The organism is Corynebacterium ammoniagenes DSM 20306, assembly GCF_001941425.1.
GTDB lineage: Bacteria > Actinomycetota > Actinomycetes > Mycobacteriales > Mycobacteriaceae > Corynebacterium > Corynebacterium ammoniagenes.
Genome location: NZ_CP009244.1, coordinates 1,435,049 through 1,450,092 on the forward strand (window position 1 = coordinate 1,435,049; position 15,044 = coordinate 1,450,092).

Here is a 15,044-nt window from a genome sequence, read left to right on the forward strand (position 1 = left end):
CCCAGACCAACGAATCACTAGGTCTGGGTGGGATTTTTATTGTTGTGGTGGGGTAGCGGGACTAACCCGCAAGCTTTAGACCTCGTTGAGGTCGTGCTTCGACAATTCCTTCATGGACAAGACGGCAATCAACGAAATCGCGGACACGATGGCCAGGTAGATGCCCACTGCGTGGACGCCAACTTCTGCAACCAACCAGGTGGCAATAAACGGCGCGATGGCCGCACCCAAAATGGAGGAGACGTTGTAAGAGATACCGGAGCCGGTGTAGCGAACGTTAGTAGGGAACAGCTCTGGCAAGACCGCGGACATCGGGCCAAAGATCAGACCCATCAAGAACATGCCGATGGTCAAAAAGAGCAGCACGGAACCTTCGGTTGCCGAATCAATGGGTAAGAATTGGGTAAACGTAAAGCCAAAGACGATGATCAGCGCAGAGACCGTTGCCAAGATTGGCTTACGTCCGACTTTGTCCGCCAAGATGGACGACACTGGAATGCCGACGATGAAAGCGAAGATAGAGATCAACTGGATTTCCAGGAAGTCGGTGTAGGCGATGCCCAGTCCCAGGCCCTGGGATGGATCACCGATACCGAAGGACAGGATCCAGGTGGTAACCAGGTAGAACAGGGTATAGCAACCGACCATGACGAAGGTGCCGATAAACATTGGCTTGGCGGCGACCTTAAAGACCTCGGTTACTGGTGCCTTGACCTTCTTGCCCTGATCTACCGCATTTTGGAAAACCGGGGTTTCTTCCAGCTTCAAACGGACGTACAGACCGATGAGGACCATCACCGCGGACGCAAGGAATGGAATGCGCCAGCCCCATTCCATAAATGGGCCGGTGGTATCACCACGGGTATAGCCCAGTGCCGAAACCAGGATGAGGAACAAGCCATTGGCCAGGAAGAAACCGAAAGGCGCACCGAACTGCGGCCACATTGCCGCGGACGCGCGCTTGCCTTCTTCCGCAGTCTCAGAAGCCAGCAGTGCCGCGCCCGACCATTCGCCGCCTAAGCCCAAGCCCTGGCAAAAGCGCATGAGCGCCAATAGCGCCGGCGCAATGATGCCTGCCGTGGCATACGTAGGCAACAGGCCGATGATGAACGTGGCAATGCCCATGGTCAGCAAAGCACCCACCAGGGTCGCCTTGCGCCCGATGCGGTCGCCGAAGTGGCCAAAGATCACCGATCCCAGCGGCCGAGCCACGAACGCCAAACCAAAGGTCGCAAACGACTGCAGCAATGCTACCGTCGGGTTCTCAGTGGCAGGGAAGAAGAGTAGCGGGAAGACAGCTACAGCCGCAGTGGCGTAGATATAGAAGTCATAAAACTCAATGGTGGTGCCGATGGTTGATGCAAAAGCCACGCGACGGCGGTCTTTGGCAGTCAGTTTCGGCGCTACCGAGCCAGCAGCTGGCGTGTTGCCGTCTTGGAACACTGAAGTAGTCATACTACGGCACTTTCTAATAGATATTTCCGATGATGGGACATGCGCGCTATAAAGGCACGCTGAGCGCATGCTCTAATATTTCGTCATAAAGATAACTTTCTCACCACGTGACAATCATATTCCACTTAGTGAGACTTTTAGGTTAACGCGTTTCAGTTCATAAATCAACGCTGTATACAGACCCATCGGATCTATTGCGGACTATTACCGCCATATGGCGCCATATCATCATGTAGATGCATCGAACCAACGGCAAACGGTGCGAAAGCTTCACGAGTCTACAATGGGGGATAATCCTCCAACCGACATTCCATAAGGTGAAACGACTAGGGCTTCCATAGGGCTGGCGATAATCTACGACCTAGTTCAGGCAACCTAAGCCGAGCGACCAGACGTTACGGTCGCAATAGGCCGGGTGATCAGGCAAGGCATGAGGAGGGTTCACGATCCTAGATTGATGGATATGACAGATATGGCGGGCTGGGTGGATTAAGGTCATGGCGCAAAGCTTTAAGGGGAGCACCATCCAAATGTAAAATGACATAATGTACATTATCGGACAAAAGGGGCATTGAATATCATCTATCTCGAACGCTGCTTATGTGCTGTACGATTCGATGTTCGGCACCTGCCTGCCATTTACCGCCATTGCAATGTGCGCGCTTAGCCTTCCGCCTGGACTCACATTCACGTCGTGTGACGCTGCAGCTCTTTGTTCGTCTTGTTGCGCGAACTCTGCCATGAACTCTATCGGCAGTTCGACTGGATCGTCTATCGTTGACACTCACGGACTTCCTGCGGAATTCATTTAAGCTCTGTGCTGCCGATGTTCTATCGGTGTCCGATTAATGCATGCGAGGCCGTTTCGGCGCGCCTTCAAACCGCTACCGTAGCTGCTGTGCCGAATATGGCGAAACAGCTCTATGTACGTATAAACCCCTAATAACGTCACTGTGACGTTATTAGGGGTGATTACTCGCTTTTGGCTAACGTGCGATCTAGTCTTCGTTTTTGATCATCGTGAGCCGAATATCGACGGTACCTTCTTCAGCAATCTTGGCGGCGATCATATCGGGCGTGATGACGTTGAAGTCCAGGCGGTTAATGGGAATGTTCCCGCCGAGCAAGATAGTCTCGCCATCGCGCGCAGCTTGGAATGTTTCAGTGACGGACTTGGTCTCACCCTTGATGGTCAAGTCGCCAGTCAGCTCGACATCGCCTAAGCTGCCGTCTTCGGGCAGGCTGCTGATATCAACTGGCTCAGTAAGCTCAAAGGTTGCTTCAGGATATTGAGCGGTCTCAAAGAGCTTGGTCTTCATGTTCTGATCACGAACCTGCTTGTCAGTCGTGAGCTCGTCCATGTCGACCGTGATATGTGCTGAGTTCACCGTGCCATCTGAGATTTCTGCTTGTCCGGAAACATTATTGGTTGAACCTGAGGTCACAGTTTCCTCCGCAGGAAGAATCTCCGCAAAGGTAAAACCAACTGAGGTGTAGTTAGATGGGTTCCCTTTGACAACTTCCCAGTTACCATCCAGGTCAGTTGACGCAGGTTCGGTCTTGTCAGCGTTGATGGGTTCGGTAGTAACACCCGGACCGGTAAAAATTGAATACAACATCGGTGCGAACGCTACAAGCGTAAGACCCACGATGATCACAATGAAAATTGGGACCATGATCTTGCGGTTGTAGAAAATCTTTTTCAACATTAGGTTTCTATCTCAACTCTTCCACTCGGCGGGCGATGCCTACCAATTCTTCGACCAATGACCGTATCTCAGATGCCGGTGCTTCTTCCTGCACGGCGGTGGCTATATCTTCGGCGGAACAACGAAGTTCGAATAACCCGTCATGCAAATTAACCGCACGCTCAGGCGATAGTATCAAGGCTTTGTCGTTGTCCGAAAAACTGCGAAGCGCCACGCGTTTTTCATAAGCCCGTTGCTTACATGTCGGACTGCAATACTTCTTTGGCCTGCCTCTACCCTGGTTTATGATGGATTTACCACACCTCAGGCAGGACGCTTCCTCGCTTTTACCACCGGACGTATGTATCACTGTCACTACCTTAGTACATGTTTGCGGAAACTCGTAGGCCACGCAGCGTTGGCGTCTGGTGTCTAATCCACAGGGATCTTTGAGTCTTTGGCGGGGCCGGGAACAAATTGGGCCGTTTGTTCGTTATACTTATAGCTCTGTTAATGAGAAGGTCATGTGGGTGTTCTTGCCCGCACTCTCCTATCCCTAGATGTAAAGGATGATGTCGCAATGGCAGATCGCGTACTCCGTGGCAGCCGTATGGGCGCTGTAAGCTACGAAACCGACCGCGACCACGATCTCGCACCCCGCCAGATGGTCAAGTACCGCACGGCAGCGGGTGAGATCTACGAAGTTCCTTTCGCACATGATGCAGAAGTACCTGAGGAATGGCTGTGCAAGAACGGCCAGTGGGGCACCTTGGTAGAAGGCGAAGGCGTTGAGTCCAAGCCTGTTAAGCCACCACGTACCCACTGGGATATGTTGCGTGAGCGTCGCTCCATCGAGGAGCTTGATGAACTGCTCGAGCAGCGCATTGACGCACTTCGTAAGCGTCGTCGTTCCGCAGCGCGCATGCTGAAGGAACAGCAGGAAGAACAAGCTAAAAACGCTAAGTAGATTTTAGTCCTGCATTAATTAAAGGGTGGGCTTAACGGAGAAACCCGTTAAGCCCACCCTTTTTCTATGGTCAATTAGTTGAGACGCTCACCATTGGACGATGAGAAAAGGTGCAGCCCGCCGGCCGCAACTGCCGCGTAAATGGTCTCTCCTACTTCCACATGCTCTTGAGCGCTGATACGCATGACGATTTCCGCCGCATTGTTGGTGGCAACAGAAACGACGCTTGCAGCAGGGCTTGCAGGATTGCTTGTCGATGCCGCGCTGCCCTCAGCCATGTGGCCGTACAAGTAGGTGTCGCTGCCGAGTTCTTCAGTGAAGTCCACGGTAAATGCGATGACCCCGTGGCTATCCGCCGGCAGCTGATCCCGATTGGAGATGGGCTCAAAGCCCTCGGGGCGAATTCCGACTACTATTGTCGATTCCCCTGACGCTTGCAGCGCGGCCCGCGTGTGGTCTGGCAATTGAATATGTGCCGTGCCATTGCTGGCGGTGCCCTGGGAGTCTACGGTAAACGTCGATAGATTCATCGCAGGTGATCCGATGAAAGAGGCTACGAAGGTGTTGCGCGGGGCATCGTAAAGCTCTCGCGGCGTGCCAACCTGTTGCAACTTTCCATCCTTGAGCACGGCGATGCGATCACCCATGGTCAAGGCTTCAGTCTGGTCATGGGTGACATACACGGTGGTCACACCGAGTTTGCGCTGCAGGGCAGCGATCTGCGTGCGGGTTTGCACGCGAAGTTTCGCATCTAGGTTGGACAAAGGCTCGTCCATCAAAAAGACCTGCGGGCTACGTACGATCGCACGTCCCATCGCTACGCGCTGGCGCTGGCCACCTGACAGCGCTTTCGGCTTACGGTCCAAAAACTCCGTCAGCCCCAGTGTCTCTGCTGCCTCTTCGACGCGCTCATTGATTTCTGCTTTGGTCTTGCCCGCCATCTTGAGCGCAAAGCCCATATTGTCGCGCACGGACATGTGCGGGTACAAGGCATAGTTTTGGAACACCATGGCAATATCACGGTCACGTGGCTCGGTATTGGTCACGTCTTTGCCACCAATAGAAATAGAGCCCTCCGAGACCTGCTCTAGCCCGGCGAGCATCCGCAATGTCGTGGACTTACCGCAACCAGATGGGCCCACCAAGACTAAAAATTCGCCATCGACGATGTCTAGGTCGAATTTGTCTACGGAAGGTTTATCCGCCCCGGGATAAATGCAGGTGGCGTTCTCAAAAACTACGTAAGCCATGACGTTCCTAATCAGAGATAGAGGTTGCTAAAATCCTAGCGCTTTGCGTCCGAGATCTTTTCTTGAACCGTGAATTTCGCGACCTTCCACAGCTCCTCTGTTAAGTTGCCAACATAGGTTGCGGCATTGCCGATCTTGGAAGGAACCTTGGTGACGCCGGTGTCCTCCACCAAGCGGGCAACCACGGGAGTGATATCTTCCACGGCATCTTTTGCTTGCTCGCTGCGGTGTTCAACGCCCCACTTGGTGACTTCAAAAAGCGAGTCCTTCACAAAGGAACCGTCCAACTTGGACTCACCGTATTCACGCTCCGTGAAGGTGATTGGTACCTCGCGGACATCAAAGCCGTCTTTGACCGCGCGGAATGCGAGATCGACCTGGAAGATATAACCGGCATCTGAGAGCTCATCAAAATCGATGGACTCGAGTAGCTCGCGGCGAAATGCGCGGTAGCCAGCGGTCATGTCAGACAAACCAGCGCCCAAAGCCATGGAGATGTAGATATTGCCCAGGCGAGAGAGGTACTCGCGCGAAGCTGGCCAATTCACGGTCTCCCCACCAGGTATGTAGCGCGAGCCAATGACGAGGTCAGCGCCATCTGCAATCTCTTCTAAGAGCAAGTGCAGCTGTTCTGGAGCATGGGAGCCATCCGCATCCATTTCGCACAGGACTTGGTACTCGCGCTCCAGGCCCCACTTAAAGCCCGCAATATAGGCGCCGAGCAGACCGTCTTTGCTCTGGCGGTGGATGACGTGGATGTGGTCATCCTTGCTCGCGTATTCATCTGCCAACTCACCAGTGCCGTCCGGAGAAGAATCATCCACGATCAAAATGTGTACCCCAGGCGTTGCTTCACGCACGCGTTTTGTAATCAACGGCAGGTTTTCAATTTCATTAAAAGTGGGGATGATCACCAAGGTGGTGTCAGACATGACGGTCTGTGGAGAAGTCACGGGCGTTGGTACTCCTTATTCGACGAAAGAATGGGCGTGGCCTAAAAAGATCTTAACCACTACAGTCTAGAAGCTTCGGCAGACTTGGCCGACATTGCATGGCGCGGCTGACGCTTTACCCACCAAGCATACCCTGCCCCGGCCACGCCGAAGAGGGTTAGGACGAGTTGAATCCACCAGCCGAAGCGCACAGCAAAAGTGACGGAGTCACGCAGTGGAAGCTCTTCTACGAGGTACCCTGGTTCGAATATCTCAGTGCTCTGCGAGACCGTGCCGTCAGGCTGCACGATGGCGGAGACGCCTGAGGTCGCTGGAACCACCATCGCGCGGTCTGTTTCAATCGCGCGCATTCGGCTCATCGCTAGCTGCTGATAGGTCATGTCAGAAAAGCCGAAAGTCGCATTATTGGTTGGGCTGGTGAGAATCTGCGCGCCGTTATCAATGGACGTTCTAAAGGCGTTGTCGAAGCTAACCTCGTAGCAGGTGGCCACACCCACCACCGTGTTTGCCATGTTCACGACACCGGGGCCTTCACCGGGTTTGAAATCACCCGCGAGTTCCACGTAGTCCGAAACGTGGATCAAAATATCGCGCAATGGCATGGTCTCGCCAAAGGGCTGCAGGTACTTCTTGTGGTGGTAATCCCCTGGCTCACCATTTTCGTCAAAGACCTGCATGGTGTTGCGCTCGCCGACCTCATCGACTGTTAATGTGCCCACCAAAATCGGCACGCCCACGGAGTCGACAGCCTCCTGAATCAAAGCGCGCGCTTGACGGTCACGAAAAGGATTGACGTCGGAGGAATTTTCGGGCCACAAGACAATATCGACGTCTTCACCCGATGCTGCCAGCTCATTGGTGACATCGACATGGTTTTCTAATACCGCGCGACGCTGCGCATTAAAATCCAGCCCTAAACGCGGCACGTTGCCCTGGATCGCAGCCACATCAAGCGTCTCCGTGGTGTGCTGAGGCTTGTTCACTCCTAGGTGAGCAAGATAGGTCAGCCCGAAGGGAATTAGTGCCGCAATGAGCGCTACCCCACGTATTCCACGATCCGGAAAAAGCGAAGCATGAGCGCTTCGAGGCGTATCGACCCGTGTGGTAGCGATTGGCGCCGTACCGAATAGAACAGCTGCGATGCTAGTACCCACGGTTGCCGCAGCGACCGTGACCAATGCTGGTCCACCCCACGCAGCAAGCCACGCCAGTGGGCCGTCGACTTGTCCCCAGCCCAAGCGAACCCAGGAAAATCCGCCAAATGGTGCGGACGAACGTAGTAGTTCCACCGCGAGGTAGAAGCTAGGAAAGAGGAGAAAACCAAAGCGCAGGCGCGCGATAAAGACCCCGAATACGCCTAAGAGCAGTGCATACAAGCTTAAGAATAAGCCCAGCGCGATATAGGGCATCGCTCCGACGAGCTCCCCGATCCACGGCAAAAGCAGCAGGTAAGAAACCAGCGCATGCACAAATGCGACCAGCGCACCGGACTTAGCGCTAAGAAAGCTGCCACGCCATGGCATGAAAGAAATATACAGCCCGGTGATCCCCAAGATCCCGAGGAACCAGTAGCCGTGCGGTTCAAAGGAGAAATAAACGCCGGCGCCGCTAATGCCAGCGAGCAATAGGCGAAGCAAAAGTAACACTACTAATTACTATCACTTTCTAACCGTCCAGCTCGCACCGAAGCTCGGAACGAACTTCCACACCTACTTGTCGCCGCGTGAAGAACCATCGGAGCCAGAGTCATCAGACCCTTGCGAACCATTGGAAGATCGAAAATCTTCCGGGGAGATGGACTCGGTCCAACTACGGATTTCTTCTTCATCAATGACTTCATGGTTATCCGGCTGCGAACCCGTTGATTGCGCGGAGGGATGGGATCCAGTAGCGCGTGAGGCACCAAAGCCGCCAGCTGGGCCACCAGGATTGCCAAAATTTCCAAAGCTGCCGTAGCTATCGTGCTGACCAGCCATCGGAGAGGCATCATAAAAACGCACGCCGAGATTTTCTACAGACTTAAAGAGCTTGGCGGATAGCAGAGTGCGCAACAGCGCGCGGGTCGGCGGCAAGATGAGAAAGACGCCAATAATGGTGGTGATAAAGCCGGGAAGAGACAAGAGCACGCCGCCGGCCAAGGTCAATCCGACATTGCCGGCAGTACGCCCAGGCGTGGCATCTTCCATGATGACTGAGCCATCCTCAGTACGTTTGGTTTTACCGCGCATAATGCGGCGTACTTCCAAGCTGGCGATGGTCATTCCGAAAAGCATGGTCGCAAGCAGCACCAATAAGGTCCAGCCCACACCAATGAGTTGTGACACCCCGACGAAGGCAAGGCCTTCTAGGACGATATATACGAATAAGACAAGCATGAACGGCATAATAGAGCCCATCCTACAAGCTATGGTTGGCGTTGACGTGTACGCATGCTGTGTATTGGCCACCAGGTAGTAGAATCTGGCGCATGCCACGACCAATTATTTCCACCCACTCCGATTCCACCGCGCTTCGTCTTTTCCCCGCAGGTGGGATTACTAGCTCGCAGGATTGGCTCGAATTGGCTGAGACCGCTCGCGCTTTCGCTGATGCCAACGTGTATCTGACAGCGCACAGCACGGTGGAATTGCGCAATATTACCCAGCTCGACCAGGCCGTTGAGCGTTTAAGCGCCACCTCCTTGCACACATCGTCGTGCCGGGTGGTCGCTTCCCCACTCAATGCACGTGCCCGTCAACTTGCGCACTCCATCGGCACCGCGGTGCCGGATTCTGCGGCGGAAAATCTCGTCGTCGGCGTCGATGCCGGGGATGGAACCATCGAAAGCCAAGGCCTCGACGTCTGTGTTTATTTGGCCGAAAGCTCCTCCGAGGTGCGGGTGAGCACAGCGGAGCAAGAACTGAGCACCACCATCACTGAGGCTCCGCAAGCGGTAGCTCAGCTTCTTCACAAGCTTGGCTCCAACAACGACGCAGAGCTTTTCGATGCCACCTTGCCCACCACCGAACTGCCCATTGGCTGGTTAGCCGAGCATATGCCCGAAGGGCGGGTGGAACTTGGCGTAGGCCTTTACCAAGGCGTCATGCACGCGGATATCGCAGAACTCGTAGGCCGCATGGAAGTCCCCGTTACGATTACGCCCTGGAAAGGTCTTATCTTTCATGACCTCGCGGAAGCCGACGCTGAGGTAGTCGTGCGCGTGCTGGCACCGCGAGGTTTAATCTTCGATGTGAACTCGCCGTTTCTCTAAGGATTTACCGCGGCATCTTTCGCCAAATTGGCCGCGGCACCAGCCGCATGACAAATGCGAGCAGCGCTAGCTGAGCTGGGATCCACAAAGTTTTGCTTCGTGGTTTTGCACCATCTTGCTTGTGTATCTCCTTGACGATGGCCCCGGCAACAATCTCCGGGGTCACGGACATGGGCGCGGGCTTCATCCCTTCGGTCATGGAACCAATCACAAACCCGGGACGTGCCGTAATCAGAGCTAGATCCTTTGCGCGATCGAGTTCAAATTTATCGGCTAGTCCCTGGCAGAACGCATCCAAGCCGGCTTTCGTGGAGCCGTAGACGTAGTTAGCGCGCCGAGCCCGCCACCCCGCGATGGAAGAAAAGGCAATGATATATCCGGACGCCATGGCATCGGAAAGCACTGTGAGCATGGAGACCTGGGCCAGATAATCCACCGTGGCGATCTCCACCGCGTGGGCTTCCTCTTCTTCTGCCCGCTCTTGCTCTCCTAAGATGCCAAAGGCAACCACCGCGCACGAGATTTCTCCCGCCAGCTGGCGTGCGTGATTGACCACCTCACGGTGAGAATCAATAGCCGCGGCATCAAAATCGATCTGGTGTACCTTTGTCGCGCCTAAAGCTTCAAGCTTGTGCGAGAGATTATCCATGCCATGTGTGCCGCGTGCAGCGAGCACTACCTCTCGCCCTGGGCACAGCTTGCGCGCAAGCTCACCGCCGATATCGCTGCGCCCGCCCAGAATAAGAAGAGCTCCCTGCCCTGTGGCAGACCTAGCGGAGCTCACGTGGCACCTGGTTCAAAGACTCAATGCCCTCTGCGGTGGTGGTGACGATATCTTCGATACGCATTCCCCACTTGCCTGGAATATAAATTCCCGGTTCGATGGAAAACGCCATATTTTCCTGGATGACCAAGTCATTGCCCGCGATGATAAATGGCTCTTCATGCCCGCTTAAACCAATGCCGTGGCCAAGGCGGTGAGTGAAGTATTCACCGTACCCGGCCTGGGTAATTGGGGTGCGTGACGATGCATCAATTTCTTCCGCTGTGCGCCCGGGCTTTGCAAAGTCCAATGATGCCTGCTGTGCATCCTTGAGTACCTGATAAGCCTTAAGGAAATCCTCGGGAGCTTGGGAGATGTCTCCGCCGGCGACATAGGTGCGGGTGCAGTCGGAGTGGTAACCGCTTGCCAAAGTGCCGCCGATATCGACGACTACGGGATCGCCTGCATTGATGACGCGATCGGAGAAACTGTGGTGTGGATTAGCGCCATTTTCCATTGAGCCCACGATGACAAAGTCCACGCTCACGTGCTCTTGGAGGATCAAGTCAGTTAGCTCATCTGCCACTTCTTTTTCGGTGCGACCTGGTTGAAGCAGTGCCGGTACCTGTTCGTGTACGCGATCGATGGCTTGCGCTGCCTTACGCAGCTCATCAATCTCTGCCGGGTCCTTGGAGGAAAATAGCTCCGCCAGCGCAGTGTTCGCCAGCACCCATTGTGCGGAGAGCAGGTTCTGCAACTGGAATAGGTGATCTGCTGTTAGCGCTGCGGTTGCCGCTACCTTCGCAGAATCACGGCCAATGACATCAGCTACTTGGGCGTAGACATCATCGCCATCATTCCATCCATGCACCTCGATGTTGAGTTCCGGTACCGGAGACAGATTCAGGTCCAAAATATCGGTACCTGGTGCAAAAAGCTGCGGCTTTCCTTCCGCAGGGATGATGAGCGCGGTCAAACGCTCATGCGAGGACAGCATGGAACCGGTGAGATAAAAGAAGTCTTCACCGGTAGCGACCACGACCGCGTCAATTCCATCGGCCTTCGTGATCTCCTGGGCGCGCTGCAAGCGCTGTTCATAAATTTCAGGTGCAAACGTCGTCAATAAACTCATACTTGCCATGATAACCCCGTATATCGCGGCACCTCTGCCCCGCCCAGTTTGTCTATGGTGGGCGGGGTGAACCTACAAACCTGGCTTAACGGATCTGCAGCTAACCTTCTCGAACAACCAGTCCGGATCTCCAATGGGGGCAGATACTGCTCAGGCATGCTCATTGCTCCTGATTTAGAAGCCACAACGGAAGATATTTCCACGCCGCTGGTTTTAACCTGCGCGCATTTTTTCCGCACAGCTCCGCTTGGTGCGTTTAACGTGCGCGGCCACAAGCTACGTCAACGCCTTGCGGCCGTGCGCGTCATCGATGGCACGGACATTGCAATTGCGCTCCTGCAAGGCTCAGCGTCCCAGCGCCAGCTGCTCGGCGTGGGAAACCAGTTCTTTTATCCGGGGAAGAAAACTGCCACTTTTGGCTTTGGCGGAAACTCCACCCACGCTGTAGTCAAAGCAGGCACGGTCATCACACCGAGCCCGATTTCTTTCTCACGCGGCGGACACACCCGTGTGCGCCCAGCGGCAATTCAATTCAATACGCCCAAGGCCATCAAAGGTGACTCCGGCGGCGCCGTTTTATCCATGCGGGCACACGATTCACTGCCGACCATCAACGCCGTGCAATCGCTCATCCTGGACCCATTCGGCTTCAATCTTGGACTCGCTACCGTTGCCCAGCTTCGTCCACATAAAAAGGCCCTGCAACAAGCAGCGCAGAGCCTTTTAGCTATAAATCAAGACACCAAGCAGGACTAGGCGCCGATAGCGACCACGCCGCGCTGGATGGCATCCACCGCGCGCCGGGCATTGGCCCGAACGTCATCGGTATATGCCGTCTTGGCTACCTGCTGGAGCAAGTCGATGGCTTGACGGCATTGACGAACAAAATCGCCAGGGGTGAGCTCGGCACCAGATTCTGCAGCCGCCGACATGCAGTATCCCAATGGTGCCCCAGCGGCCCATTGGTGCAACGCCAATGCGAATCCAGCATCAGGTTGCCGTGTTAGAGGCAGCCTGTGGAGCTGTTCATCAGTGATCAATTCCGCGTGAATCCGTAACGTTGCATTCATCGCATCCGCCATGCGATCTGTCGCGGCGTCTGGAGACCCAGCGGTTTCCTTGCGGTTTTCAAAAGAGCACATGGATACCACGCCAGCAAGCTCCGCCGGGTCGAGGTCATCCCAGATTCTGCGTTTGAGGCACTGGGCTACCAACAGGTCACAGTCGTTGTGAATCAGGGCTAAGCGTTCACCCTCATCGGTAATGACCGGGGTGCGGTCCTCCCCCAAGCCTTCAAACTCCACGTAGTCCATCTGCGCGAGTAGATCCACAATCCGCTCAAAGGTCTTGCCCAGGGTATCCGTGGCGCGTTCGACCGTAGTGGTGAGCTTTTTCAGCTCCCGCTCGCGACGTGCAAGCTTTTGCGCCAACCCTGCTAATTGCTCCCGATCGGTTGCTGGCCACTCATGGACTGGGTGCAAGCGAATGGCATCGCGCAAGATCCCAATCTGTGGATTCGGCCGCGACCGCGGTTTAGCCTTCATGCGCTTTGGACGGTCAAAGTGCTGACGACGGAATTGATCCTGGACAAATTTCGCGTTGCGGCGCGGATTCTTTTGCACCGAACGTGGCAACTTCATGCGCCCAGTTACGATCGGCGGATTTTGAATACCGCTGGCATCAATCCGGCCCGACCATCCGGTCTCGGTGGTTACCCACGGACGCGGATCAGCAGTCTGATTAGCAGGCGTTGCTACTACCGCGAGAGTTGGACGCTTTTTACCTGCCAAGGCAATAACGTCACCGACTTGCAGGCGGGACAATACCTTCGCCACTTCTTTGGACCGCTCGTGACTCTTCGATTCCTTAGAGCGACGCTCTTCATCAGTAAGCTCTCGGCGCAAGTCAATATAGTCCAGCAACATGTCCGTGGCGTCGTCATCGTCTGGCACTGGTGGTGCCAGCATGCGCAACAGCTCATCTAACTGTGAGCGTAGATCTTGAACACGATGTTCCGCCCGCTCGATTTGGCGTGATTCCTCCACGACTGAATCGTCGGCCTGGAACTGTGCGAAAGACTTTTCCAACAGGCGCAACGAATCCTGATAGCCCAACATGCCCAAGAGGTTGATAGCCATGTTGTAGCCAGGCTGAAATGTGGAGATCAACGGGTAAGTACGAGTCGATGCAAGGCCCGCCACTTGGCGTGGGTCCATGGCCGGTGCCCACATCACGACTGCGTTACCGAGGGTGTCAATGCCACGCCGACCAGCGCGACCGGTTAGCTGCGTGTACTGCCCCGGGGTGAGATCAACGTGCGCTTCGCCATTGAACTTAATCAACTTTTCTAACACGACGGTACGGGCCGGCATGTTGATTCCAAGCGCGAGGGTTTCTGTCGCAAAAACTGCGCGCACCAACCCCTTCACGAAGAGGTCCTCGACGATATGCCGGAATGCCGGCAGCATCCCTGCGTGGTGAGCTGCAAAACCACGAGACAGAGCCTGTCGCCACTGGCGGAAATTCAATACCTGGAGGTCTTCTTCAGGGATGCCTTCCACACCAGCATCGACGATGTCCTTAATCTCTTCGGCTTCCTCTTCAGAGGTCAACGTCATGCGTGACCGCAGGCACTGATACAGCGCGCCTTCACATCCAGCACGAGAGAAAATAAAAGTAATTGCTGGGAGCATATTCTGCCCCTGCAGCACTTTGAGGACATCAGGGCGACCTAGTGGACGGTAGCGATCCTGTGGACGTTGCGCTCCTGAACGGCCTCCGTGGTTATCTCGCGGCTCACGGCTATGGTGGCGGGCACGCGCTCTAAAGCCCTTTCCGGACTTATAATCTTCGCGCCCCTCATCGCTGGAACCTGCCTCAAGGCGTGCGATCTTGCGTTCCAGTTCGGAATTTACTTGCCCGCCAGAAGCCGGTTCAAACAAGGGAAAGAGCTTTCGGCCCAGCATCATCCACTGATCCAAAGGCACGGGGCGATGCTCAGTCACCACGATTTTGGTATCGCCGCGAACTGTTGACAGCCAGTCACCGAATTCCTCTGAGTTGGACACGGTGGCGGATAACCCAATGATGGACACCGATTCATCAAGATTGAGGATTACTTCTTCCCACACCGCACCGCGTGAAGCATCTGCGAGGAAGTGGATTTCATCCATCACGACGTGGCTCAGCCGGTGCAGCGCCGGGGAGTCTGCATAAATCATGTTGCGCAGCACCTCAGTGGTCATTACCACGATCTCTGCGCCACCATTAATAGAGACATCGCCGGTTAATAGACCAACGGCTTCATCGCCGTGCTCGGCGACTAAGTCATGATATTTCTGGTTGCTGAGTGCTTTAATTGGCGTTGTATAAAAGCACTTCGTGCCCTGCGATAACGCGAGGGATACCGCAAATTCACCGACGATTGTTTTACCTGCACCAGTAGGTGCACAAACAAGGACGCCGTGGCCATCTGCCACGGCTTCGCAGCCCGCAATCTGGAAATCATCCAGCGGATGCGACAATTTTGATCGGAATTCCTCAAAATGCGGGTGATTCATAAGTGCCCACACTACCTGCTACCAGC

Annotated in this window: 12 protein-coding genes; 3 read left to right on the forward strand and 9 right to left on the reverse strand. The window is 54.9% G+C overall.

All coding sequences use genetic code 11. The annotated features are described in order from the left end of the window. Positions 1-75: 75 nt before the first annotated feature. On the reverse strand, positions 76-1,455 hold the full coding sequence (locus tag CAMM_RS06585; protein ID WP_003845775.1) for an MFS transporter: 1,380 nt from the start codon (positions 1,453-1,455) through the stop codon (positions 76-78). Positions 1,456-2,453: 998 nt separating this feature from the next. After that, positions 2,454-3,164 carry a YceI family protein gene (locus CAMM_RS06595; protein WP_003845781.1) on the reverse strand — a complete coding sequence of 237 codons (711 nt, stop codon included), beginning with the start codon at positions 3,162-3,164 and terminating at the stop codon, positions 2,454-2,456. 559 nt (positions 3,165-3,723) lie between these two features. Between CAMM_RS06595 and CAMM_RS06605 the strand changes: the two genes are divergently transcribed. After that, positions 3,724-4,110 carry an RNA polymerase-binding protein RbpA gene (locus CAMM_RS06605; RefSeq protein ID WP_040354553.1) on the forward strand — a complete coding sequence of 129 codons (387 nt, stop codon included), beginning with the start codon at positions 3,724-3,726 and terminating at the stop codon, positions 4,108-4,110. Between the two features lie 74 nt (positions 4,111-4,184). Here the strand turns inward: CAMM_RS06605 and CAMM_RS06610 are convergent, their stop codons facing one another. The 4 genes from CAMM_RS06610 to CAMM_RS06625 all read right to left on the reverse strand — a co-directional run bounded on the left by CAMM_RS06610 (position 4,185) and on the right by CAMM_RS06625 (position 8,697). Further along, positions 4,185-5,360: an ABC transporter ATP-binding protein gene (locus CAMM_RS06610; RefSeq protein WP_003845787.1), complete on the reverse strand. Its 1,176-nt coding sequence runs from the start codon at positions 5,358-5,360 to the stop codon at positions 4,185-4,187. A 35-nt stretch (positions 5,361-5,395) separates the two neighbouring features. After that, positions 5,396-6,292 carry a polyprenol monophosphomannose synthase gene (locus CAMM_RS06615; protein ID WP_003845788.1) on the reverse strand — a complete coding sequence of 299 codons (897 nt, stop codon included), beginning with the start codon at positions 6,290-6,292 and terminating at the stop codon, positions 5,396-5,398. 80 nt (positions 6,293-6,372) lie between these two features. Further along, a complete protein-coding gene (lnt, locus tag CAMM_RS06620; protein WP_003845789.1) occupies positions 6,373-7,959 on the reverse strand; it encodes an apolipoprotein N-acyltransferase in 1,587 nt (528 codons plus the stop codon). A 63-nt stretch (positions 7,960-8,022) separates the two neighbouring features. Continuing rightward, positions 8,023-8,697, reverse strand: coding sequence for an FxsA family protein (locus CAMM_RS06625; protein ID WP_040354555.1), 675 nt, complete (start codon positions 8,695-8,697; stop codon positions 8,023-8,025). An 83-nt stretch (positions 8,698-8,780) separates the two neighbouring features. On the opposite strand from CAMM_RS06625, the gene CAMM_RS06630 reads away from it, so the two are divergent. Further along, the gene (locus CAMM_RS06630) at positions 8,781-9,563 is read left to right on the forward strand and encodes a cobalamin biosynthesis protein CobG (RefSeq protein ID WP_003845792.1); all 783 of its coding nucleotides are present in this window, start codon (positions 8,781-8,783) and stop codon (positions 9,561-9,563) included. A gap of 4 nt (positions 9,564-9,567) precedes the next feature. On the opposite strand, the gene CAMM_RS06635 is transcribed toward CAMM_RS06630, so the two are convergent. Next, positions 9,568-10,347 carry an SDR family oxidoreductase gene (locus tag CAMM_RS06635; RefSeq protein WP_003845794.1) on the reverse strand — a complete coding sequence of 260 codons (780 nt, stop codon included), beginning with the start codon at positions 10,345-10,347 and terminating at the stop codon, positions 9,568-9,570. Next, positions 10,334-11,467, reverse strand: a complete 1,134-nt coding sequence (locus tag CAMM_RS06640) for a M24 family metallopeptidase (RefSeq protein ID WP_003845795.1) — start codon at positions 11,465-11,467, stop codon at positions 10,334-10,336. Before CAMM_RS06640 ends, CAMM_RS06635 begins: the two co-directional genes overlap by 14 nt. Positions 11,468-11,614: 147 nt before the next feature. On the opposite strand from CAMM_RS06640, the gene CAMM_RS06645 reads away from it, so the two are divergent. Beyond that, positions 11,615-12,214: a serine protease gene (locus tag CAMM_RS06645; RefSeq protein ID WP_232051048.1), complete on the forward strand. Its 600-nt coding sequence runs from the start codon at positions 11,615-11,617 to the stop codon at positions 12,212-12,214. Here the strand turns inward: CAMM_RS06645 and CAMM_RS06650 are convergent. Next, positions 12,211-15,018: a DEAD/DEAH box helicase gene (locus CAMM_RS06650; protein WP_003845799.1), complete on the reverse strand. Its 2,808-nt coding sequence runs from the start codon at positions 15,016-15,018 to the stop codon at positions 12,211-12,213. The two genes, CAMM_RS06645 and CAMM_RS06650, sit on opposite strands and share 4 nt — an antisense overlap. Between the last annotated feature and the right edge of the window lie 26 nt (positions 15,019-15,044).

Excerpts from the sequence above, each read along its gene's own strand:
- CAMM_RS06585 (WP_003845775.1), bottom strand. The coding sequence starts at position 1,455 with ATGACTACTTCAGTGTTCCAAGACGGCAACACGCCAGCTGCTGGCTCG.
- CAMM_RS06595 (WP_003845781.1), bottom strand. The coding sequence starts at position 3,164 with ATGTTGAAAAAGATTTTCTACAACCGCAAGATCATGGTCCCAATTTTC.
- CAMM_RS06605 (WP_040354553.1), top strand. The coding sequence starts at position 3,724 with ATGGCAGATCGCGTACTCCGTGGCAGCCGTATGGGCGCTGTAAGCTAC.
- CAMM_RS06610 (WP_003845787.1), bottom strand. The coding sequence starts at position 5,360 with ATGGCTTACGTAGTTTTTGAGAACGCCACCTGCATTTATCCCGGGGCG.
- CAMM_RS06615 (WP_003845788.1), bottom strand. The coding sequence starts at position 6,292 with ATGTCTGACACCACCTTGGTGATCATCCCCACTTTTAATGAAATTGAA.
- CAMM_RS06625 (WP_040354555.1), bottom strand. The coding sequence starts at position 8,697 with ATGCCGTTCATGCTTGTCTTATTCGTATATATCGTCCTAGAAGGCCTT.
- CAMM_RS06630 (WP_003845792.1), top strand. The coding sequence starts at position 8,781 with ATGCCACGACCAATTATTTCCACCCACTCCGATTCCACCGCGCTTCGT.
- CAMM_RS06640 (WP_003845795.1), bottom strand. The coding sequence starts at position 11,467 with ATGGCAAGTATGAGTTTATTGACGACGTTTGCACCTGAAATTTATGAA.
- CAMM_RS06645 (WP_232051048.1), top strand. The coding sequence starts at position 11,615 with ATGCTCATTGCTCCTGATTTAGAAGCCACAACGGAAGATATTTCCACG.
- CAMM_RS06650 (WP_003845799.1), bottom strand. The coding sequence starts at position 15,018 with ATGAATCACCCGCATTTTGAGGAATTCCGATCAAAATTGTCGCATCCG.